Below are 20,703 nucleotides of genomic sequence, written 5' to 3'. Positions count from 1 at the left end.
GACCGGGAGAGGGTGGGATGAGGCTGAGGTACCGGCCGTTCCAGGCCGTGGCGATCGCCACGCTGGCGGCGCTGATCACCGCGTGCGCGGCGTTCGCACCCTTGTACGACCGGGCCATGCGCCAGGCGCTGACCGACATCTCGATCGCCCGGACGCCGGCGTCCGTCGCCGGCCTGCAGATGACGGGTACGACGCAGCTGGGCGGCTTCACCTTCGCCACCCACAACGACACCGACCCGCCCACTCCCGAGGTCGTCGCCGCCAAGCTCCCCGAGGACCTGCGCGACGCGTACGCCGATCCGGTCCTCGGCTACTCCGCGCTCGTGATCTCCGAACCCGGCCGGTCCTCCGACCCGCGCGGCCAGCTGATCTGGCGTGCGGGCCAGTGCGAGCACGTCACGATGGTCGAGGGCTCGTGTCCCGACGCGACCGGCGAGATCGCGATCAGCGAGGCCGACGTCGAGAACTTCGGGCTGGGCGTGGGCGACACGGTCCGCGTCGCCGGCATCCCGCGCGACCTGGCCCGGCGGACCGTGGTGCCGAGCGTGCCGCTGGTGGTCACCGGGATCTACGAGCAGCAGCGCGACGACTACTGGTTCGGCCTCAACCTGACCGGCCTGTCCGGTGCGGTCGACTCGACGCCGCCGCCGCACGTCCAGCACGACATCTGGCTCACCGAGCGCGGCACGTTCGACTCCTCCGAGGTGCCGCCCCTGCCGAGCCAGGCGTCCACGGTCGGCTACCCCCTGGACCCCGCCGCGGTCGGTGTCGACGACGTGCTCGCCCTCGGTTCCGAGATCGAGCACCTCAAGGACGACGCCCGGCGCGACCCCGCCAACGGCGTCTCGGTCGAGGTCTACTCCGGCCTGCCCGACATCGCCGACGAGATCCGCGAGCAGACCGAGCAGTCCCGGGTCACCGTGCCGCTGCTGATGGCCCAGCTCGGCCTGCTCGCCGTGGTCGTGCTCTGGCTGGTGCTGCTCGCGGTCACCGAGCAGCGGCGCCCCGAGGTCGCCCTGGCCCGCCTGCGCGGCCGCGGGCGACAGGGCGCACGCCGATTGCTGCTCGGCGAGCTGCTGCCCGTCACGCTCGCCGGTGTCGTGCCCGGTGTGCTGCTCGCCGTCGGCGGCGTCGCCCTGGCCCGTACGTCGGTGCTGCCGGGCGAGGCGCCGTTCGAGCTCGGCGTCCCGCTCCTCGCCGCGGTCGGGCTCGCGGCCGCGGTGCTCACCGCGGTCACGGTGCTGGCCGTGCTGCGGGTCTCCCGCGAGCCGGTCGAGACGCTGCTGCGGCGGGTGCCGCCGCGCCCGGCCGGCTTCGCCCTCGGGGTCGCCGAGGCGCTGGTCATCGCCGGCGCCGGCTCGGTCGTGGTGCTGTTCGCGACCGGCGGTCTGGACGGTCCGATCGCGCTGGCCGCGCCCGGGCTGCTCGCGATCGTGGTGGGCATGGTGCTGGCGCACCTGACGACCCCGACAGCGGCGATCGCGGGCCGGCGGATGCTCCGCAACGGGAAGGTCCGTGCGGGCGTGAGCTTCCTGGACGCCGCCCGCAGCCCGGCCACCCGGCGGATCGTCGCGATCGTCACGCTGGCCTCGGCGCTCGCGGTGTTCTCCGCGGACGCGCTGCTGGTCGGTGACCGCAACCGCGCCTCCGCCTCCGAGCAGGGCGCGGGCGCCGCGCTGGTCGTCGACGTGGTCGGTCCGGACCTCGCCGCCGTGCGTACCGCGCTCACCGAGGTCGACCCCGACGGTGAGCGGGTCACCCCGGTGGTCCGCCTGGTCCCGCCCGGCAAGGACGCGTCCGGCACGCTGGCGGTCGTCCCGAGCCAGTTCCAGCACGTTGCGCTGTTCCCCGGCGGGGCGCCGGACCCGGCCCTGTGGGAGCGGATCGCGGTCCCTGACGCCCAGCCGATCGAGCTCACCGGCAGCAGCCTCGCCGTCGACATCGACGACGCGACCTTGCGCTCCGAGCGCCTCGACGGCGAGCCGCATCCCGTGCAGCTCGGCCTCGAGGTGGTCAACGAGCGTGGGGAGACGCTGCAGGTGCTGCTCGGCGAGCTCGACGGTCCGGCCGACCACACCCACGTCGAGGTCCCGGTCGGGTGCCGCGAGGGCTGCTACGTCACCGGCGTCTGGCTGCGCACGCTGCCCGGCGCGACCATCGACGGCAGTGCGACGTTCCGCAACCTCGTGGGTCTGTCCGACACCGGGACCGAGCCGGTCGCGCTCGGGCCGGCGTACCTCTGGGCGGGGCTGGACGACCCGGTCGACGGCACCGTGAGCCCGTCGTCGGAGGACCCCGAGCAGCTGACGATCGAGGTGCACGGCGAGGGCGCCTCCCAGCTGACGATGTCGCAGGTGTGGCTGCCCGGCACCGTGCCCGCGCTGGTCGCGGGCGAGCTGCCGCCGGGCAGCGACGACAACGGGTTCTCGCTCGTCAACATCGACGGCGAGGTGAGCGACGCGGCCCGGGTCGCGACGCTCGAGCGGGTGCCGGCCTCGCCACCCGACACCGCGGTCGTGAACCTCGACCTGGTCGAGCGGGGCAGCGCGATCACCTCGTCGGCGGTGATCGAGCTGTGGTTCGCCGAGGACGACGAGGCACTGCTCGCCGAGGTCACCGAGGCGCTCGACCGACAGGGCGTCGACGTCTCCGGGACCACGACGCTGGCCGGCGTGCGTCAGGAGTACGACGAGTCGACGGCCGCGTGGAGCCTGCAGCTCGCCGCCCTGATCGGCGCCGCCGCGCTCGTGATCGCGCTGCTGGTGCTGGTGGTCAGTGCGGCCAGCAGCTGGCGGTTCCGCACCCGCGACCTGGCGGCACTGCGGATGAGCGGCGTCCCGTCCCGGTCGATCGGGGCGATGGCGGTCGCCGCGCAGCTGCCGGCGGTGGTGGTCGGCGTGGTCGCCGGAGCGGTCGCCGGCCTGGTCGGCGCCCACCTCGCGCTGCCGATCGTGCCGCTGTTCGCCGAGGCTCCCGAGGTGTCGACGCTCGACCTCGGCACCGCGTGGGTGGGCGTCGTCGTCGCCACGGTCGGCGCGCTCGTCGTGCTCGGCCTCGGCAGCGTGCTGATCGGCCGCGCGCTCGCCAGACGCTCCGACATCCGACGGCTCCGGGAGACGCTATGACCACGCAGGCGAGCAGGCAGGCGAGCAGGCAGGCGAGCACGCACGGCACCCGCGTCAGCACCCGCCGGCTGGTGCACATCTACCGCTCCGAGGGCCACGAGGTCGCGGCGCTCTCCGGCGTCGACCTCGACGTCGCGCCGGGCGAGATGATCGGCCTGCTCGGTCCCTCCGGAGCCGGCAAGTCGACGCTGCTCAGCCTGCTCGCGGGCGTGTTCAAGCCCAGCGCCGGCAAGGTGCACGTCGGCGGGATCGAGCTGTCGGCAGCCACGCCGCGCCAGCTCGACGAGATGCGCGCGAAGGACGTCGCGCTGATGCTGCAGGGCGCGAGCCGCAACCTGCTGCCGTACTACACGCCGTACGAGAACGTTCGCTTCGCCCAGGGCGCCGCGCGCAAGGCCGGCAAGGACCTGCCCGAGCCCGAGGAGGTGCTCGCCGGCGTCGGTCTCGACGTAGACGCGCACACGCCGCTGGCGACGCTGACGCCCGGTCACCGCCAGCTCGCCGCGCTCGCGGTCGCGATGGCGTCGCGGCCTGGTCTGCTGCTCGCCGACGAGCCCACCAGCCAGCTCGACCACGCCGCGCGCGACCGCGTGCTCGCGTCGATCGCCGACGCCAACCGCGAGCTCGGCACCACCGTCGTCATCGTGACCCACGACCCCGACGTGGCGGCCTTCCTGCCGCGCACCGTGACGATCCGCGACGGCCGGGTCGGGGGAGAGGGCCGCAGCGGCGAGGAGTACGCCGTGGTCACCCCCGACGGGTTCCTGCCACTGCCGCTGCACGTGCGCGAGGACCTGCTGCCCGGCACGCTGGTCCGCTTCCACCGCACCGAGGACGACGCCGAGGGCAGCTACGTCCTGATAGCCGAGGAGAACGTCGATGAATGACCTCCGCGCCGAGGCGCTGGCGGTGACGTACGACGACCTGGTCGCGCTGCAGCCGCTGGACCTCACCGTCCGGCCCGGTCAGCTGGTCTCGGTCACCGGCCCGTCCGGTGCCGGGAAGTCCACGCTGCTCTGGGCGCTCGCCGGTGCTCTGCGTCCGACCGGCGGCTCGGTCCACCTCGGTGGCACCGCGCTCGTCGACCGGGAGCAGGCGGCCGGCCTCGGGGTGGTCGTGGTGCCGCAGGGCAACGGGCTGGCGTCCTCGCTCACCGCGGCCGAGAACATCGTCGTGCCACTGCTCAGCCAGGGTGTCGACGCCGAGGAGGCGCACCGGCGCACCGAGGAGGCGTTGGCCGCGGTCGGGCTCGAGGAGTCCGGCAACCACCTGATCGAGGAGCTCTCCGGCGGTCAGCAGCAGCGGGTCGCGATCGCGCGGGCGCTGGCCGCGCGGGCCGACGTCCTGCTCGCCGACGAGCCGACCAGCGACCTCGACGCGGCCAACCGCGAGAAGGCGGTGGCCGCGCTGCGCGTCGAGGCGATCCGCGGCGCGATCGTGGTGATGGCGACCCACGACCCCGAGGCCGCCGAGCAGACCGACGCCGAGCTGCACCTCGACGCCGGTGTCGCGCAGTGGCGCCGGCCGTTGACCGGGTGACCACACTGGACCCATGAGCGACACCGAGTCCGTGTGGGACTACCCCCGGCCGCCGGTCGTGGTCCCGTCGGAGGAGCACGTGGTCATCGAGCTCGACGGGGAGGTCGTGGTGGACACCCGGCGCTCGCTCCGCGTGCTGGAGACCAGCCACCCGCCGGTGTACTACGTCCCCCAGGACGCCGTCGCGGCCGGACTGCTCCGGGCCGTCCCGGGCACGACGTGGTGCGAGTTCAAGGGCACCGCGTCGTACTTCGACGTGGTCGGTCCGGGCGGCCGGCTGCTCCCGCGCTCGGCATGGCACTACCCGCGACCCGCGGCGGGCTTCGAGGCGCTCGTCGGCCACGTCGCGTTCTACCCCGACCGGATGGAGCGGTGCTCGGTCGACGGCGAGACGGTCGTCGCTCAGGAGGGCGGCTTCTACGGCGGCTGGATCACCAGCAGGGTGACCGGGCCGTTCAAGGGAGCTCCAGGCACCCGCGGCTGGTAGGAGTCAGCCGCGTCTCCACGGCATGACGTGGGCCACGATGTCGGGGAGGTCGGGGGCCAGGAAGAACGGCGCGTTCAGGTGGGCGAAGGCGCCGATCTGGACGGCGTTGCTGCGGTTGTCGAAGTCGAAGGGGTTGCGACGGGCCTGGAACTGGCTCGCGAAGTCGTTGCCGACGATCTTCGCCCGCGCCGTGTAGGTCCGGTCCAGGTCGCGCTTGTACCTCAGGCCGAGCCGGTCCGCCATCATCGCGGCTTGCCCGTGGTACTCGCAGGCGGCCTGCCAGTACGCGGTCCACGTGGCGTCGGGGAACAGCGGGTCGAGCGTTCGGGCACCGGTCTTCCACGCCTCGATCCAGAGCGCAGGGGTGGGGTTCTCGCCGATCTTGATCCTGGCGAGGACCTCGTCGCTGTCGTCACCCTTGGCGACGATCCCCCACGCGTCGAACCAGAGGCGGGCGGCGACTGCGAACATCTCGCGCCCCGGTTCCTCCATCTGCGTGTACACGATGGTGCGGGTCCTCGGGGAGGCGAGCTGCAGGTGACGCAGCACCGACAGCCCGCTGAAGCGGCTGCCGGGGCCGAGGTTGAAGTCGACGAACGCGTAGTCCCAGCCGCCCTCCGGTGGGTCGGCATTGACGAGCGCGCCGTAGCTCGTGACGAAGTCACACGAGTCCGCGAAGGCGTGCTGGAAGCCGTGCCGGAGGCGGGCGTGGTCCTCGACCACGAGCACACGTGGGCCCGCGATCATGACGTGCCCTGCTGCTCGGTGGCGCGCCAGCGTGCCTCGATGACCTTCGGACCGTGCTCACCGGTACCGACGACCCGGACGCCGCACGGGGTGTTCCGTCTCGGGAGGGTCCGGCGGAGCGTCCGGTCGAGACGCTGCAGGCCACCGTCGGCCCGCATCCACGAACGTTCGTGGACGGGCGCACCGTCGTCGGTGCTCGTCACCACGACGAAGGCGCCGTCGCGCTCGACGGTCATGGTGCCGGTGGTGGGTCCGCTCGCCACGGCGTTCGACGCGAGGTTGTGCAGGACGTCGTGCGCGATGCGTTGGTCGACCGCGGACAGCTCGGTGTTCAGCACCAGCTCGGGATGGAACTTGGTCCGACCGGCCAGCCTCTCCAGGTATGCCTCGAGGAGGCCGGGCCACGCGAAGTCCTTGTCGGGGCGCGACTCGAGCGCCATGTAGTCGGAGAAGCCTCCGGAGAGGTACGCGAACGACTCGTGGACCTCGTCGGGCACGCCGTCGCCGGCGTTCTTGAGCGCGACCTCGAGCTCTCGGACGGGGTCACCGATCAGGCGATGGGCAGCGCCGCCGTACTCCTTGCGGGAGTCGAGCGCGGCGAAGCGTGCGGCGACGGAGCCGAAGGAGTAGATGCGGTCCACCTCGCGGATCCGGAGCTGGATGCCGGCCAACCCGGCGCACAGCACGGTGGCGATCAGCTCTGTGTCACCCGGCCAGGACGCGAACGGGACGCAGACCAGGTAGGCGATCAGCGCGGCGACCGGTCCACCGATCGCGCGGCCGGAGTCGGCCAGCACGACCGCGCGATGTGCTGCCGGTGAGCTCCAGCCGGAGTGAGGGTTGTAGAACGCGGGGTCGGTCAGGATGGCGACCAGGCAGCTGGCGACGTACGCCATGGCGCTGCCGAGGACGACGAGCCGGACCGCCGGAGCTGCGTCGACGAGCAGGTACGGGCCGATCACGGCGAGGGTCCAGTAGGAGGCGAACTCGATCCAGCCGGCGATGTCCGCGGGAAGCATCTCCCCGCGTCCGCTGCGGGTGACCTCGAGCGCGAGCCGCGCCACCCGGTTCGTCGGCTCGACCTCGGTCATCTGGAACCAGTTGGTGGTCATCGAGACGTAGGCACCCAGCGCCGCGATCGCGACGAACACCCACGGCAGCCAGGGGAGCGGCCCGCTGCCCCCGTCGGCGGCGACGACGAGGCAGGCGGCGATCACGATGAGGAGGGTGTGCCGGAACAGCGCGGCTCGCAGCCCCAGGTCGCCGACGCGCTCGATCGCCGTGTTGTAGGCGAACTCGCTTCGCTGGGACCCCACTGAGGACTCGAGCACGCGCAGCATTGTGGCCGTTGCTGCGCGACCTGTCCGGCGTACTGCCTCATCGCCTGCTGGGCGCGGGTTGTTCACCCGCCAACCGCAACACAGGCCGCCGCGCAAGCGCGTCCCATTTGGGACGTCGTTCGCCGGCCGGGGCCTCCACGATCAAGACGAGGGATGAGTCAGTCGGCCGGTCCGGACCTCCGGCCGCACGATCGGGGAGAGGAGAAGTCATGTCGAAGTACGCAGGCACGGCCCAGCTGGTCGTGCGGACCACCAAGCTCCTGGCGCTCGCGATGGCGTTGGTCGTCGTCGTGGGTGTGGGAGGCAGGGCGATGTCCCAGGAGGCGGTGGACGTCGCAGCTGTGGAGTCGGTCAGTCTCCAGGGCGCCGTGGAGTCGTCGGTCGCCGACGGCGACGTCAAGCTCAAGGCCTGGCCGGCGGTCGTCGCCGTCGTCGCGGTCGCCATCATCACGTGGGGGCCGCGAGTGATCGCGGTCGGCGGCATGTTCTACCGCGCGTGGTTGACCCAGAAGACCGCGATCTGCAAGGAGCTGAAGCGGCTGGGCCAGGGCTGGGCGGCGAACAGCATCTGCAGGGGCGCCTGGTAGGCGCGCTCTGTCGAGCAGCATCCCCGGGGACGACCGTCGGCCCCGGGGATGTTCGCGTCCGGTCACGCGCCCGCCAGCCGGCGAGCCAGGTACGGCGCGGTGGCGCTCCCGTCGGCCCGCGCGATCTCGGCCGGCGTACCGGTCGCGACGACCCGGCCACCCGCGTCCCCGCCGCCGGGGCCGAGGTCGACCACCCAGTCGGCGGTGGCGATCGCGTCCAGGTCGTGCTCGACCAGGACGACGGTGTTGCCGGCGTCGACGAGCCGGTGGAGCTGGCGCAGCAGCAGGGCGGTGTCCGCGGGGTGCAGCCCGGACGTGGGCTCGTCGAGCAGGTACAACGCATGGCCGCGACGCGCGCGCTGGAGCTCGGTGGCCAGCTTGATGCGCTGTGCCTCGCCACCGCTCAGCTCGGTGGCCGGGTGACCGAGGTGGAGGTAGCCGAGCCCGACGTCGCGCAGGGTCTCGAGGCTCCGGGCGGCGGCCGGTACGTCGGACAGGAACACCGCCGCGTCGTCCACGGACAGTGCGAGCACCTCGGCGATCGTCGCGTCCCGGTAGGTGATCTCGAGCGTCTCGTCGTTGTACCGCGCCCCGTGACACGTCGGGCACGGCGCGTAGGTGCCCGGGAGGAACAGCAGCTCCACCGCGACGAACCCCTCGCCCTGGCAGGTCTCGCAGCGCCCGCCGGCGACGTTGAACGAGAAGCGGCCCGCGTCGTACCCGCGGGCCTGCGCCTCGTCGGTGCCGGCGTAGAGGCGGCGTACGGCGTCGAACATGCCGGTGTACGTCGCGAGGTTCGACCGCGGCGTGCGGCCGATCGGCCGCTGGTCGACCACGACGAGACGGTCGAAGGAGTCGAGCGCGGTCGGGTCCTCGGCGAGCACCTGGCTGACCAACGTGGACTTGCCCGACCCGGAGACGCCGGTGACCGCGGTCAGCACGCAGAGCGGGATGTCGACCGACAGGTCCTGCAGGTTGTGGCGGGTGACGCCGGACAGCCGCAGCCATCCCTGCGGGTCGCGCACGTCGTGCTCGAGCCGCTCGGCGCGGCCGAACAGGTGGGCGCCGGTGGCCGACTCGGCGACGTCCTCGAGGCCCGCGACGGGGCCGCTGTAGAGAACCCGGCCACCGGCTGCGCCCGCGCCCGGGCCGATGTCGACCACCCAGTCGGCGCGGCGTACGACGGACAGGTCGTGCTCGACGACGAACAGGGAGTTGCCGGACGCCTTCAGGTGGTCGAGCACGTCGAGCAGGGGCTCGGCGTCGGCGGGATGCAGGCCGGCGGACGGCTCGTCCAGGACGTAGACGACGCCGAACAGCCCGGAGCGCAGCTGGGTGGCGATCCGAAGCCGCTGCGCCTCACCCGGGGAGAGCGTCGTCGACGGCCGGCCGAGGCTGAGGTAGCCGAGGCCGAGGTCGAGCAGCACCTCGATGCGGGCGACGAGGTCGGCTGAGATGCGGACCGCGACCTCGTCGTCCTCGTCGGGCTTCCGCAACACGTCGGCGACCTCGGTGAGGGGCAGCGCGTTGACGTCGGCGATCGAGAGGCCGGCATACGTCACCGCGAGAGCCTCGGGCCGCAGCCCGCTGCCGTGGCAGTCGGGGCAGGGGGCGTCCACGACGAACCGCAGCGCGCGCTCGCGCATCCGCTCGCTCTTGGAGTCGGCGAGCACGTGCATGACGTGCTTGCGAGCGCTCCAGAACTTCCCGTAGTAGCCGTGATCGACGCGGTCGCGCTCAGGCTCGATGAGCACCGACGGCTGCTCGTCGGTGAACAGCAGCCAGTCGCGGTCCTTCTTGCGCAGCCGGCTCCACGGCTTGTCGATGTCGATGCCGAGGCCCATGACGATGCTGCGCAGGTTGGCGCCCTGCCAGGCGCCCGGCCACGCCGCGATCGCGCCCTCGCGGATGCTGAGCGAACGGTCCGGGACCAGCAGCTCCTCGGTGACGTCGTGCACCACCCCGAGGCCGTGGCAGCGCGGGCAGGCGCCGGCCACGGTGTTGGGGGAGAACGCCTCGGCCGCCAGGCGCTCGGCGCCCTCCGGGTACTCGCCGGCGCGCGAGTAGAGCATCCGCAGCAGGTTGGACAGCGTCGTGATGGTGCCGACGGACGACCGGGCCGTCGGCGCGCCCCGGCGCTGCTGCAGCGCGACCGCCGGCGGCAGGCCGGTGATCTCCTGCACGTGCGGAGCGCCGACCTGCTGCAGCAGCCGGCGGGCGTAGGGCGCGACCGACTCGAAATACCGGCGCTGCGCCTCGGCGTACAGCGTGCCGAAGGCGAGCGAGGACTTGCCCGACCCCGACACCCCGGTGAACACGACCATCGCGTCGCGGGGGATGTCGACGTCGACGTGGCGGAGGTTGTGCTCGCTGGCCCCGCGAACGCGGACGAAGTGGTCGATCTGGGTGGTGGTCACGGTCACCCCGGTACCCGCGGAGGGATGCGGCTCACGCGGCGAGACGATGACCCGCTCGGTCGACCCTGGGGAGAGGTGGTTCGACGAGCCGGCCGGTGCGGCTGAGCTGCCAGACCACCACCGCGGAGATCAGCGCCCCGACCCCACCGAGAGCGAGGTCGCCGAGGGTGTCGGCGTAGGCGTCCAGGCGGGCGCCGGAGATCCGGAGGAACGCGACGTACTCCGCGAGCTCCCAGGCAACCGCCGCAGTCATCCCGAACGCGAGCGCCCGCTCGATCGTGGCGCCCAGAGTGGCGCTGCGCGGCAGGCTGATCATCAAGACGGCAGCGGTCAGCAGGCCCGGGTTGATCAGGTGCATCCAGTCGTCGAACGAACGGACGGTGTCGTAGAGGTCCATCCGGTTGCCGAGCACGTCGCTGAAGCAGGTCGAGGTGATCAGCAGGTCCGCGACCCACGGGAAGGGGGCGCGGCCGCGCCAGAACAGCCACCAGGTGAGGGGGAGGAGGAAGGCGACGACCGGGTAGCCGATCGCGCGCGCCATCGCGCCCTTGCCGCGCAGGTGGCCGAGCTCCGGGTAGGCGATCGCGACCCAGAGCAGCAGCACCAGCCCGGCCTTCGCGAGGATGTCGAGCGGGCGCGCGAACCCGGGCGCATCACCCCTGGTCGCCACTGCTTCTGTCACTTGCCGACCCTATGCCGGGGACCGGACCTCGAGGTCGGTCCTGCCTGTTCGCCTGGTCACATGCCTGAGATCACGACGCCGGAGATGTCGGAGGACCAGATCCTCGACCTCACCAGCGTGCGCCGAGATAGGACGTCGAGCGCGGAAGAGTCGCGCGCATGTGAATGAGCAAGGATCTGGAGCGTGCGCTGTCGTTCACCGGCGTCCTACTGCTCGGGTTCTTCGCATTGGTCGGACTGACGATCGCGTTGCAGGCACTCCTTCAAGGACTGCGACCCCAGCCGCACATCGGTTGACCGTACGCACGGATTGCGGCTGATGCCGACCTGTCTGACTCACCGGCTAGCGTCCTGCTCGTGACTGCTCAAGCCGCGGGAGTGTTCCGGAGGACGGAGATCGAGCGAACCGATCAACGCGTCGCATGGGAACGCTCGGACCAAGCGTTCTTTGCTGCCGGAGCCTGCCACCTGCTCGCGTGGGCATGCCGCGACACCTACCCCGCCCGGTCCATCGGCATCGAAGCGGTGCGTTTCGAGGGCGAACAGCACGTCTTCCACACCTTTGCGACCTGGGACGGTTGGACCTTCGACCACTCGGGCTGGAATCCAGAGCCACAGCTGCTCACGGTCAATACCGAGTTCGAGGGCCACCCACTCGAACGCGTTGCAATAGCGGTCACTCTCGACGACTTCTGCGACCAGCATCACCACCGCATGCCGCACGACTATTGGCGCGACCCCATGCAGCGAGCACGTGACTACGTGCGTCGGCACCAGCCGCCGTGGGCGTAGAGCTCAACACGTCGCGGGCAGGACCCTGAGGCTCACCACGGCGCTAACTCACGAAGACCAGACCTACATCGATGACACGACCGATGAGCTCCTGGCGGAGGCCGGCGTGCCAACACCGCGCCGCGACCTCGTTTAGGTAGCCGTTGCGGAGAGGCGCTACGGCTAGCGCCAGCCGAGCTCGACGGCCACCTTCAGCACGTTCTCCAGCACGTGGGCGTTGTAGTCGACGCCCAGCTGGTTCGGGACGGTGAGCAGCAGGGTGTCGGCGGCGGCGATCGCCTCGTCCTCGGCGAGCTCCTGCACGAGCTGGTCGGGCTCGCCGGCGTAGGTCTTGCCGAAGCGGGCGATGCCGCCGTCGATGTGGCCGACCTGGTCCTGGCTGCGCGACTCGTGGCCGAAGTAGGCGCGATCCATGTCGCTGACGACCGGGAAGATGCTGCGGCTGACCGAGACGCGCGGCTCCCGCTCGTGGCCGGCCGCCTTCCACGCATCACGGAACCGCTGGATCTGCTCGGCTTGGAGCTGGTGGAACGGGACGCCGGTGTCCTCGGTGAGCAGCGTCGAGCTCATCAGGTTCATGCCCTGCTCCGCGGTCCACTCGGCGGTGGCGCGGCTGCCGGCGCCCCACCAGATCCGGTCGCGCAGACCGGGGGAGTGCGGCTCGAGCGGCAGCAGGCCCGGCGGGTTGGGGAACATCGGGCGCGGGTTCGGCTCGGCGAACCCCTTGCCCTGGGTGACCTCGAGGAAGACGCGCGTGTGCTCGCGCGCCATGTCGGCGTGGTCGGTGCCCTCGGCGGGCTGGTAGCCGAAGTACCGGAAGCCGTCGATCACCTGCTCCGGTGACCCGCGGCTCACGCCGAGCTGGAGCCGCCCGCCGGAGATGAGGTCGGCCGCGCCGGCGTCCTCGGCCATGTACAGCGGGTTCTCGTAGCGCATGTCGATCACGCCGGTGCCGATCTCGATCCGGCTGGTGCGGGCGCCCACCGCGGCGAGGAGCGGGAACGGCGAGGCGAGCTGCCGCGCGAAGTGGTGCACGCGGAAGTACGCGCCGTCCACGCCGAGCTCCTCGGCGGCGACGGCCAGGTCGATGGACTGCAGCAGCGCGTCCGCCGCGGTCCGCGTCTGCGACTGCGGGGACGGCGTCCAGTGCCCGAACGAGAGGAACCCGATCTTCTTCATGCCCGGTCAACGACGATTGAACGCTCAATCTTCCCGGATCCGGCCTCCAAGTCGCTTCCCAGTCGGGCTCAAGTACCCCCGGCCAGTCTGCTCCCACAGACCCGAACTGACCTCACAGGGAGCACAACCGTGAACCGCATCCTCTACCGCCTCGGTCGCAGCACCGCGGCGCACCCGTGGCGGACGATCTCCGCCTGGATCGCCGCGGTCGTCGTCGCGTTCGTCGCGGCGGGGGCGCTCGGCGGCACCTTCCACGACGACTACAACGTCGACGGCGCGCGTGCCCAGACCGGCATCGAGCAGCTCCGCGCCCACGTCCCGGGCGGCGGTGGCGCCACTGCGCAGGCCGTCGTCCACGACGAGAGCGGCGCCGCGCTCGACGCCGCCGACCTGACCGCGCTCACCGAGCGCATCGCCCGCATCGACCACGTCTCCTACGTGAGCGTGCCCCGGATCTCCGAGGACGGCGACACCGCCCTCGTGGAATGGGAGTACGACGTCCCGTCCACCGACGAGGACCTCGTCGGCGCGGACGGCTACGACCCCATGGAGGCGGCCATCGAGCCGCTGCGCGACGCCGGCCTCCAGGCCGAGCTCGGCGGCGAGCTGCCGAGCCAGACCGAGTCCACCATGAAGGGCACCGGCGAGCTGGCCGGCGTGATCGCGGCACTGGTGATCCTGGTGATCGCGTTCGGCTCGGTCGTCGCGGCGGGCCTCCCCGTCGCCGTCGCCCTGCTCGGCCTCGCCGTCGGCTCCGCGGGCGTCACCCTCCTCGCCGGCATCACCGACGTGAGCACGATCGCCCCGACCATCGCCACCATGGTCGGCCTCGGGGTCGGCATCGACTACGCCCTGCTGCTGGTGAACCGGCACGTCGAGTTCCTCGGCCAGGGCCTGCACAAGCACGAGGCCGCCGGCCGGGCGCTGGCCACCGCCGGCCGCTCGGTCGTGTACGCCTCGGTCACCGTGCTGATCTCGCTGATGGGCCTCAACCTCGGCGGTCTCCCGGTCTACGCGACGTTCGGCTACGCCACCGCGATCGCCGTCGTCTCGGTGCTCGCCGCGGCGCTCACCCTCGTCCCGGCCCTGTGCGGCCTGGCCGGCAACAAGCTGAAGCCGCGCAAGGTCCGCAAGAACAAGACCACCCGCATCGAGAAGACCCCGCTCACCGCCCGCTGGGCCTCGCGTGTGGTCAAGCGACCGGTCGCCTTCGGACTCGCCGCGCTGCTGTTCCTGCTGGCGCTCGCCGCGCCCGTCCTCGGCATGCGCACCTGGCCGCAGGACGGCAGCAGCGCCGGCGAGGCGACCTCCCAGCGCCAGGCCTACGACCTGATCGACGCCGAGTTCGGCGCCGGCGCGAACGGACCGTTCACCGTCGTCGTCGAGACCTCGGTGGCCGACCCGGCCGCGGCGGCCGAGACCGTCGCCGACGTGCGGGGCATCGTCCGGGTCACCGAGCCCGTCACCACTCCCGACGGTGAGCTCGCCGTGTTCACCGCCGAGCCGGCGTACGGCCCCGCGGACGAGCAGATCCCCGGCCTGGTGGCCGACGTCCGCGCCGCCGTGCCCGACGGGGTCGAGGTCACCGGCCAGACGCCGTTCTTCTCCGACATCGTCGACCTGCTCGACGCCCGGCTCTGGGTCGTCGTCACCTTCGTGGTGGGCGTCTCGGTGATCCTGCTGGCGATGATGTTCCGCTCGGTCGTCGTGCCGATCAAGGCGGCGGTGATGAACCTGCTGTCGATCACCGCGGCGTACGGCGTGCTCGTGCTGGTCTTCCAGAACGGGTGGGGCGGCAGCCTCCTGGGTGTCGACCACGCGGTGCCGGTGTCGAGCTGGCTGCCGATCCTGATGTTCGCGATCCTGTTCGGCCTGTCGATGGACTACGAGGTCTTCCTCCTCTCCCGGATCCGGGAGTTCTGGCTGAAGACCGGTGACTCCACCGCCAGCGTCGAGCGCGGCCTGGCCGCGACCGGCCGGGTGATCTCGTCGGCGGCCGCGATCATGGTCGTGGTGTTCCTCGGCTTCTCGACGGAGGCCGACACCGTGGTCAAGCAGCTCGGCTTCGGCATGGCCGTCGCGATCGTCCTCGACGCGACCGTCGTCCGGATGGTGCTGGTCCCCGCCACCATGACGCTGCTCGGCAAGTGGAACTGGTGGGTTCCGGCCTGGCTCGACCGGGTCCTGCCCACCATCGAGGCCGAGAAGCACGACACCGAGTCGGACCGGGTGTGGGACGAGTTCGACAGCACCGAGTCCGTCGAGGCGGGTTCTCGATGAGCACGCGTCACGACGTCACCTGGCCGCGGCAGCTCCGGCTGCCCGGCCAGGCGGCGGCCCCCGAGGGACCGCTCGACATGCAGACGATGTACCTCATGCACCACGCGTTCCGCCGCGACCTCGACGCGTTCGCCGAGGCCGTGCGCAACACGCCGGTCGACGACCGCAGGACCTGGCGCCTGCTGGCCCAGCGCTGGGAGCTCTTCACCGAGGTGCTGCACAAGCACCACACGGCGGAGGACGACCAGATCTGGCCGGCGCTGATGAGCCGTGGCTCGTCCGAGGACGTGGTGGTGCTGGAGGCCATGGAGGCCGAGCACGAGGAGATCGACCCGCGGCTCGCCGCCTGCGCGGCCGGCTTCCAGCGGCTCGCCCGCAAGGCCGACGAGGACGCCCGCGCGGCCCTCGCCGTACGCATCGCGGCGGCGCGCGAGCTGCTGCGCCGCCACCTGGCGCACGAGGAGACCTCGGCGATCGCGATCCTCCAGCGCCTGGTGACCCCGGAGGAGTGGGCCGAGATCGAGCGTGAGATCGGCAAGGACACCTCGCTGCGGTTCGCGGCTCGCGCGGTCCCGTGGGTGGCGCACTGCATCCCGCGGGAGGTCCTCGACCGGGTCTTCGAGGACCTCGACACGGGCTTCCGGATGATCTGGCTGCTGACCCGCCGGCGCTTCGCCCGCCGCGAGGCCCGCGCGTTCCGGTACGCCTAGAACCCCCACCGCTCCCGCTCGCGGCGGACCCAGTCGGTCGCGAGCGGGACGTCCCACGTCTCGCACAGCTCGACCGCGCGGTCGGCGTGCCGGGCGGCCAGCTCGGCCTCGCCGGTCGCGTGCGCCGCCATCGCCAGGAAGATGTCGACCGGGCCGACGACGGTCCCCGACCCGGCGCACGCCGGCCGTCCGGCCAGGCCGGACAGGCGCTCGTACGTCGTCGCCGCGAGCTCTCGGTCCTCGAGGTAGCAGGCGGCCTCCGCGCCCATCGACAGCGCCATGGTGAGGAACCAGGTGTTGATGTCGATGGTGCTCTCGACCTCGGCACGGTGCTCGGCGTACCAGGCGCGCGCCTCGTCGATCCGTCCGACCCGGCAGAGCATGGTCAGCCGGGAGGTCGCGAGCGGCAGGAACGTGCCGTTCTCGGTCAGCGCGATGACGCCGTCGGCGACGGCCTCCAGCTCGCCGGACCACAGGGCCTGCATCAGGAGGGCGCCCGCGACCGACTCGTCGTACCCGACGATCGAGACCAGCTCGCCCAGCCCCGCCAGGTGCTCGATGTGCTTGGCGGCCTCGTCGAACTGCCCGCGCATCGCCGCCCACGCGGTCTCGATCGAGTCGAGGAGCAGGTGCGCGTAGACGTGCCGGACCCGGTCGGCCTCCGCGCGACCGGCCGCGAGGCACTCGTCCAGCACGGCGATGTCGCCGAGCTCGCCGGCGGCCACCGCCTGCAGCGTCAGCGCCGACGTCAGCCACACGTGGTCGCCGAGCTCGCGCGCGAGCGTGGCCGCCTCGCCCGCCAGCTCCAGCCGCAGGTCGGCGGTGTGCGGGTTCCAGATCGCGATGGACGCCTTGAGCGCCGCGTCGATGAGGAGCTCCTTGTCGCCGAGCCGCCGGGCCATCGCCACGGCCTCCTCGGCCAGGGCCTCGCGCTCCTGGGCGGTCGCGCCGTAGTAGATCTCGCCGGCCAGGGCGAGCATCACCCGGCACCGGCGCGGGTCGTCGCCCTCGGGCAGGCCGTCGAGCGCGCGGCGCAGGGCATCGACGACGAGGTCGTCGACCTCCCCGCCGGCCGGGGTCCACAGCGAGCCGATGCTGGTCATCTCGCCGGCGCGGACCAGCAGGTCGACGTCACCGGCCTCGTCGGCGACCTCGATCGCCTCGTGGGTGACGCCGCGCAGCTCGATCCACCGCCCGGCCCGGCGGAGCACGTCGGCGAGGTCGGCGAGGATCTCGAAGCGCTCGTGCTCGGTGGAGATGAGGTCCTCCTCCTGGGTCCGCAGCGCGTGCTCGAGCATCTCGAGCGCCTCGACGTAGGCGTAGACCGCGGTCGCGGACTGCGCCGCGGCCTGCGCGGCGCGCCAGGCGTCGCGGGCGTGGCGTGGCCCGGCGGCCAGCCAGTGCCGGGCGATCTCGGCCTCGTGTCCCGACCGGTCGGTCAGCGCGGTGGCGGCGCGGGCGTGCACGCGGGCGCGGCGGGACTCCGGCAGCGAGTTCAGCACGGTGTCGCGCACCAGCGCGTGGGTGAAGCGGAACCGGTCGACGCCGTCCTCGTCGACGAGGCCGGCGGCGAGCGCGGGGTCGAGCGCGTCGAGCACAGCGTCCTCGTCGGAGCCGACCGTCCCGGCGAGGGTGCCGAGCTCGAAGATCCGGCCGATCACGCTCGCGGAGCGCAGCACGTCGCGGGTGTCGTCCCCGAGCTGCGCGAGGCGCCGCGACAGCACCTCGTGGACGGCGGCGGGCGGCTGCGCCTCGGCCATCAGCGCGGCGAGGTCGCCGCGCTCGCGGGCCAGCCGGGCGTACTCGACGAGGAAGAACGGGTTGCCCTCGGTACGCCGGCGCAGCGCCTCGATCTCGGCCTCGGTCGGCGCGGTCTCGGAGACCTGCTGGAACACCTGGGCGGTCGCGTCGGCGGAGATCCCGCGCAGCTGCAGCCGCAGGGCGTGCTTGCGGCCCAGCGCCTCCGCGACCTCGGCCAGCGCTCCCTGCGGCGGCGGGTGCTCGCGCCAGGTGGTCACCACGAGCAGCCGGACGCCGCCCTCGGAGACCGCGGCCTCGGTGAGCAGCCGCAGCACCCGCAGGCTGGAGGTGTCGGCCCAGTGCAGGTCGTCGATCACCAGCATCAGCGGCTGCTCGGTCGCCGCGGCGAGGACGCGCTGGACGACGATCTCCCAGGCCCGGAAGGCCGCGCCGCTGTCGTCGCTGTCCCCGCTGCTCGGGAGCTCGGAGCCGAGCCGCTCGAGGACGGTCGCCCACGGCCAGAGCGCCGGGGCGCCGTCGTCCTGGGAGCACCGGCCCCACGCGATCGTCATGCCCTGCTCGGCGGCGTACGCCGCGGTCTCGATGGTCAGCCGGCTCTTGCCGATGCCGGGATCGCCGGTCAGCGCGGCGAACGCGGGAGACCCGCCCGTGGCCACGACGCTGTCCACCAGGCCCCTCAGTGCGGCGAGCTCGTCGTCGCGTCCGGCCAGCGACCAGCCCCACAGCGTCGGGAACGGCAGGGGCGCGTGCTCGTCGGGGTCGGCCGGCGCACGTCCGGGCGCCGCCGGGGGAGCCGGAGCCGGCTCGGCGGTGGCGGCCGTCTCCTGGCGGAGGACGGCGGCCTGCACCGCGCGCAGCTCCGGCCCGGGCTCGAGGCCGAGCTCCTCGTCGAGCACGTCGCGCACCTGCCGGAGCACGGCGAGCGCGTCGGCCTGCCGGCCGGAGCGGGCCAGCGCCAGCGCGCGCAGCGACCAGGCCCGCTCCCGCAGCGGGTGCTGCCGGGTGAGCGCGTCGAGCTCGGCGGCGACGGTCGCGTGCAGCCCGAGCAGGATGCCGAGCGCGGCGCGGTCCTCGACGGCCAGCACCCGCAGCTCCTCGAGCCGGGCCCGCTCCGCCTCCGCCGCCGGAGCATCGCCGAGGTCCGCGAACGGCACGCCGCGCCACAGCGCCAGCGCCTCGTCGATCGTCTGGTGCAGCGCGGTGAGCCCCGTGGCGTCGGGCGACCCCGCCGGCAGCGCGCGGCCCCGGCACAGCGCGTCGGCGAGCGGCACCACCTGGGTGTGGGCGTTCGACACGGCCGACTCGAACGCCGCGGTGTCGAGGTCCTGGTCGGCCAGGCGCAGCGCGTACCCGGGCGACTCGGTCACCAGCAGGTTCCCGCCGCCCCGGGTCTTGCGGTCGGGCTCGAGGGCCCGGCGCAGGCCGGCGACGTACCCCTGCAGCGTCCCGGAGACGCCCGGCGGGGGACTGCCGTCCCAGATCAGGTCCGCGATCGTGTCGGCGGGAACCGCGCGGCCGCGGTGCAGGGCGAGCACCGCGAGCAGCGCGCGCTGCTTCAGCCCGCCCAGGTTGACGGGTCCGGCGTCGTCGGAGGCACTCGTCGTGCCCAGGACGCCGATACGCATGGCGGCAGGATAGGGGCGCTCAGCGCAGGGTGTCCGCCGATCCCAGACGCCAGAGCGCCAGACCGTGCAAGCCGTGCTCCTGGGCCAGGTCGACCCGGCGGGCGTACGACCGCGCGTCCGACCACCACAGCACGGTGCCGTTCGACAGGGTGGTCGTCCACTCGCCGTCCTCGGCGCTCCACCGCGGGCGGGCGCCGTCGCGCTCGACCATCCGGCGGATCGTCGGGATCGTGTAGCTGCGGCCGGTGCGGTGCTTCGGCCAGCTGTAGCCGTAGCCGGCCACGCCGAGGTCCAGCTTCGCCGGGGGTACGGCGTCCAGCGCGGCCTCGAGCGAGCGGCGCTGCCAGTCGAGCGAGCCCACCGGCCCCGGGCCCGTCCAGGTCGGCCCGTGCTCGTCGTACGTCATCAGCTTGATGGTGTCGGCGGCCTCGCCGAGCGCGCGCATCCGGTACCCGCGGTCCCGGTAGCCGTCGAGGGAGCCGGTGGCGCTGACGTCGATCGTCACGGTCTTGGCCGCGGGCATCGCGTCCTGGATCGCCCGGACGAAGGCGACCAGCCCGTCCGCGTCGCTGCGGCGGACCACCTCGAGGTCGACGTTGATGCCGTCCCAGCCCTGGCGGGCGAACCGGCCGAGCCGCTCGGCCACGGCCGCGACGTTCCGGTCGCTGTCGAGCAGCCGGTGCGCCGCGCGGGGGTCGAACGCCTCGAGCCGGTTGCTGTAGTTGCTGACCAGGAGCTCGGCGTCCAGGCCGTTGCGGTGCGCGGTCCGGAGCAGCCGGCGGGCGTCGTCGGTCGGCGCGGCGACCCGGTCGCCGCCCGGACCGATGCTCACGCCGGCGACGCTGAGGGTGCTGATCCCGTCCGCGTTGCGCGTGACGGTCCGGTCCGGCGCGCTCTGCAGGATCCACCCGGTGACCTCGAGCCCGTCGGGCTCCTGGGCCGCCGCCGGAGCGGTGGGAGCGAGCACGGCGAGGGACAGCAGCAGGGCCACGAGACGCATGTCGCTAGCGTGACATCCATGCCCCGCTTCGCCTGCATCGTCCTCGTCGACAGCCGGGGCTGGCTGCTGCTGCAGGAGCGCGACGAGCACCCCGTCTACGACCCGGAGAAGTGGGCGCTGGTCGGTGGTCACGTCGAGGACGGGGAGGACCCCGAGTCCGCGGCCTACCGCGAGCTCGAGGAGGAGACCGGGATCGCGCTGCCGCCCGGCGCGCTGACCCTGTGGCGCGAGGACCGGCTCGACCGCGGGACGTACTGGATCTGGACCGCGCGCGTCGACCTCACCGACGCCGACGTCGTCCTCGGTGAGGGCCGGCAGATCGTGTTCGTCGACCCCGATGTCGTGTTCGACCTCGACCTGGCCGACGTCGTGCGCCCGCAGCTCACGGACCTCCTCGGTTCCGCGCGGTACCGCGATCTGCTCTGATGGCCCC

The 20,703-nt window shown here is 72.8% G+C and carries 18 protein-coding genes; 11 read left to right on the top strand and 7 right to left on the bottom strand.

Annotated elements, in window-relative coordinates; genetic code table 11:
* Window positions 1–17 precede the first annotated feature (17 nt).
* From ABD875_RS04125 to ABD875_RS04110, 4 genes are read left to right on the top strand one after another with little or no spacing between them, the layout of a single operon-like run.
* Window positions 18–3,125, top strand: a complete 3,108-nt coding sequence (locus ABD875_RS04125) for an FtsX-like permease family protein (RefSeq protein WP_345171493.1) — start codon at window positions 18–20, stop codon at window positions 3,123–3,125.
* Window positions 3,122–4,012, top strand: a complete 891-nt coding sequence (locus ABD875_RS04120; RefSeq protein ID WP_345171491.1) for an ABC transporter ATP-binding protein — start codon at window positions 3,122–3,124, stop codon at window positions 4,010–4,012. Before ABD875_RS04125 ends, ABD875_RS04120 begins: the two co-directional genes overlap by 4 nt.
* Complete coding sequence (locus ABD875_RS04115; protein WP_345171489.1) at window positions 4,005–4,664, top strand: ABC transporter ATP-binding protein; 660 nt, start codon at window positions 4,005–4,007, stop codon at window positions 4,662–4,664. The genes ABD875_RS04120 and ABD875_RS04115 overlap by 8 nt, the downstream gene beginning before the upstream one ends.
* A gap of 13 nt (window positions 4,665–4,677) precedes the next feature.
* Entirely contained in the window at window positions 4,678–5,151 is a 474-nt protein-coding gene (locus ABD875_RS04110) for a DUF427 domain-containing protein (protein ID WP_345171487.1), read from the top strand.
* Window positions 5,152–5,154: 3 nt separating this feature from the next.
* Here ABD875_RS04110 and ABD875_RS04105 read toward each other — a convergent pair whose 3' ends face one another.
* Together ABD875_RS04105 and ABD875_RS04100 are read right to left on the bottom strand one after the other, a co-directional pair.
* Window positions 5,155–5,898 carry a response regulator gene (locus ABD875_RS04105; RefSeq protein ID WP_345171485.1) on the bottom strand — a complete coding sequence of 248 codons (744 nt, stop codon included), beginning with the start codon at window positions 5,896–5,898 and terminating at the stop codon, window positions 5,155–5,157.
* Complete coding sequence (locus tag ABD875_RS04100; RefSeq protein WP_345171483.1) at window positions 5,895–7,229, bottom strand: hypothetical protein; 1,335 nt, start codon at window positions 7,227–7,229, stop codon at window positions 5,895–5,897. The genes ABD875_RS04105 and ABD875_RS04100 overlap by 4 nt, the downstream gene beginning before the upstream one ends.
* A 218-nt stretch (window positions 7,230–7,447) precedes the next feature.
* On the opposite strand from ABD875_RS04100, the gene ABD875_RS04095 reads away from it, so the two are divergent.
* Window positions 7,448–7,825, top strand: coding sequence for a hypothetical protein (locus ABD875_RS04095; protein WP_345171481.1), 378 nt, complete (start codon window positions 7,448–7,450; stop codon window positions 7,823–7,825).
* A gap of 62 nt (window positions 7,826–7,887) precedes the next feature.
* On the opposite strand, the gene ABD875_RS04090 is transcribed toward ABD875_RS04095, so the two are convergent.
* The gene (locus ABD875_RS04090; RefSeq protein ID WP_345171479.1) at window positions 7,888–10,242 is read right to left on the bottom strand and encodes an ATP-binding cassette domain-containing protein; all 2,355 of its coding nucleotides are present in this window, start codon (window positions 10,240–10,242) and stop codon (window positions 7,888–7,890) included.
* A 31-nt stretch (window positions 10,243–10,273) separates the two neighbouring features.
* Complete coding sequence (locus tag ABD875_RS04085) at window positions 10,274–10,924, bottom strand: DUF2238 domain-containing protein (RefSeq protein ID WP_345171477.1); 651 nt, start codon at window positions 10,922–10,924, stop codon at window positions 10,274–10,276.
* Window positions 10,925–11,088: 164 nt separating this feature from the next.
* On the opposite strand from ABD875_RS04085, the gene ABD875_RS04080 reads away from it, so the two are divergent.
* Genes ABD875_RS04080 through ABD875_RS22590 form a run of 3 tightly spaced genes read left to right on the top strand, consistent with a single transcriptional unit; the run spans window position 11,089 to window position 11,851 of the window.
* A complete protein-coding gene (locus tag ABD875_RS04080; RefSeq protein ID WP_345171475.1) occupies window positions 11,089–11,220 on the top strand; it encodes a hypothetical protein in 132 nt (43 codons plus the stop codon).
* A gap of 60 nt (window positions 11,221–11,280) precedes the next feature.
* Entirely contained in the window at window positions 11,281–11,715 is a 435-nt protein-coding gene (locus tag ABD875_RS04075) for a hypothetical protein (protein ID WP_345171473.1), read from the top strand.
* The gene (locus ABD875_RS22590) at window positions 11,678–11,851 is read left to right on the top strand and encodes a DUF5956 family protein (protein WP_379187445.1); all 174 of its coding nucleotides are present in this window, start codon (window positions 11,678–11,680) and stop codon (window positions 11,849–11,851) included. Before ABD875_RS04075 ends, ABD875_RS22590 begins: the two co-directional genes overlap by 38 nt.
* 26 nt (window positions 11,852–11,877) lie before the next feature.
* Here ABD875_RS22590 and ABD875_RS04070 read toward each other — a convergent pair whose 3' ends face one another.
* Window positions 11,878–12,894 carry an LLM class flavin-dependent oxidoreductase gene (locus ABD875_RS04070; RefSeq protein ID WP_345171471.1) on the bottom strand — a complete coding sequence of 339 codons (1,017 nt, stop codon included), beginning with the start codon at window positions 12,892–12,894 and terminating at the stop codon, window positions 11,878–11,880.
* A 129-nt stretch (window positions 12,895–13,023) separates the two neighbouring features.
* Between ABD875_RS04070 and ABD875_RS04065 the strand changes: the two genes are divergently transcribed.
* Both ABD875_RS04065 and ABD875_RS04060 read left to right on the top strand, forming a co-directional pair.
* Window positions 13,024–15,174, top strand: a complete 2,151-nt coding sequence (locus tag ABD875_RS04065; protein ID WP_345171469.1) for an MMPL family transporter — start codon at window positions 13,024–13,026, stop codon at window positions 15,172–15,174.
* Window positions 15,171–15,884: a hemerythrin domain-containing protein gene (locus tag ABD875_RS04060; RefSeq protein ID WP_345171467.1), complete on the top strand. Its 714-nt coding sequence runs from the start codon at window positions 15,171–15,173 to the stop codon at window positions 15,882–15,884. Before ABD875_RS04065 ends, ABD875_RS04060 begins: the two co-directional genes overlap by 4 nt.
* On the opposite strand, the gene ABD875_RS04055 is transcribed toward ABD875_RS04060, so the two are convergent.
* Complete coding sequence (locus ABD875_RS04055) at window positions 15,881–19,270, bottom strand: ATP-binding protein (RefSeq protein ID WP_345171465.1); 3,390 nt, start codon at window positions 19,268–19,270, stop codon at window positions 15,881–15,883. The genes ABD875_RS04060 and ABD875_RS04055 overlap by 4 nt on opposite strands.
* Before the next feature lie 19 nt (window positions 19,271–19,289).
* Entirely contained in the window at window positions 19,290–20,270 is a 981-nt protein-coding gene (locus ABD875_RS04050; RefSeq protein ID WP_345171463.1) for a glycosyl hydrolase family 18 protein, read from the bottom strand.
* Between the two features lie 18 nt (window positions 20,271–20,288).
* On the opposite strand from ABD875_RS04050, the gene ABD875_RS04045 reads away from it, so the two are divergent.
* Window positions 20,289–20,696, top strand: coding sequence for an NUDIX domain-containing protein (locus ABD875_RS04045; RefSeq protein ID WP_345171461.1), 408 nt, complete (start codon window positions 20,289–20,291; stop codon window positions 20,694–20,696).
* Window positions 20,697–20,703 lie beyond the last annotated feature (7 nt).

The organism is Nocardioides caricicola, assembly GCF_039541135.1.
GTDB lineage: Bacteria > Actinomycetota > Actinomycetes > Propionibacteriales > Nocardioidaceae > Nocardioides > Nocardioides caricicola.
This window is presented reverse-complemented; position numbering and strand designations above follow the sequence as displayed.

Excerpts from the sequence above, each read along its gene's own strand:
- ABD875_RS04060 (WP_345171467.1), top strand. The coding sequence starts at position 15,171 with ATGAGCACGCGTCACGACGTCACCTGGCCGCGGCAGCTCCGGCTGCCC.
- ABD875_RS04055 (WP_345171465.1), bottom strand. The coding sequence starts at position 19,270 with ATGCGTATCGGCGTCCTGGGCACGACGAGTGCCTCCGACGACGCCGGA.
- ABD875_RS04125 (WP_345171493.1), top strand. The coding sequence starts at position 18 with ATGAGGCTGAGGTACCGGCCGTTCCAGGCCGTGGCGATCGCCACGCTG.
- ABD875_RS04050 (WP_345171463.1), bottom strand. The coding sequence starts at position 20,270 with ATGCGTCTCGTGGCCCTGCTGCTGTCCCTCGCCGTGCTCGCTCCCACC.
- ABD875_RS04045 (WP_345171461.1), top strand. The coding sequence starts at position 20,289 with ATGCCCCGCTTCGCCTGCATCGTCCTCGTCGACAGCCGGGGCTGGCTG.
- ABD875_RS04080 (WP_345171475.1), top strand. The coding sequence starts at position 11,089 with ATGAGCAAGGATCTGGAGCGTGCGCTGTCGTTCACCGGCGTCCTACTG.
- ABD875_RS04115 (WP_345171489.1), top strand. The coding sequence starts at position 4,005 with ATGAATGACCTCCGCGCCGAGGCGCTGGCGGTGACGTACGACGACCTG.
- ABD875_RS04120 (WP_345171491.1), top strand. The coding sequence starts at position 3,122 with ATGACCACGCAGGCGAGCAGGCAGGCGAGCAGGCAGGCGAGCACGCAC.
- ABD875_RS04095 (WP_345171481.1), top strand. The coding sequence starts at position 7,448 with ATGTCGAAGTACGCAGGCACGGCCCAGCTGGTCGTGCGGACCACCAAG.
- ABD875_RS04105 (WP_345171485.1), bottom strand. The coding sequence starts at position 5,898 with ATGATCGCGGGCCCACGTGTGCTCGTGGTCGAGGACCACGCCCGCCTC.
- ABD875_RS04110 (WP_345171487.1), top strand. The coding sequence starts at position 4,678 with ATGAGCGACACCGAGTCCGTGTGGGACTACCCCCGGCCGCCGGTCGTG.
- ABD875_RS04070 (WP_345171471.1), bottom strand. The coding sequence starts at position 12,894 with ATGAAGAAGATCGGGTTCCTCTCGTTCGGGCACTGGACGCCGTCCCCG.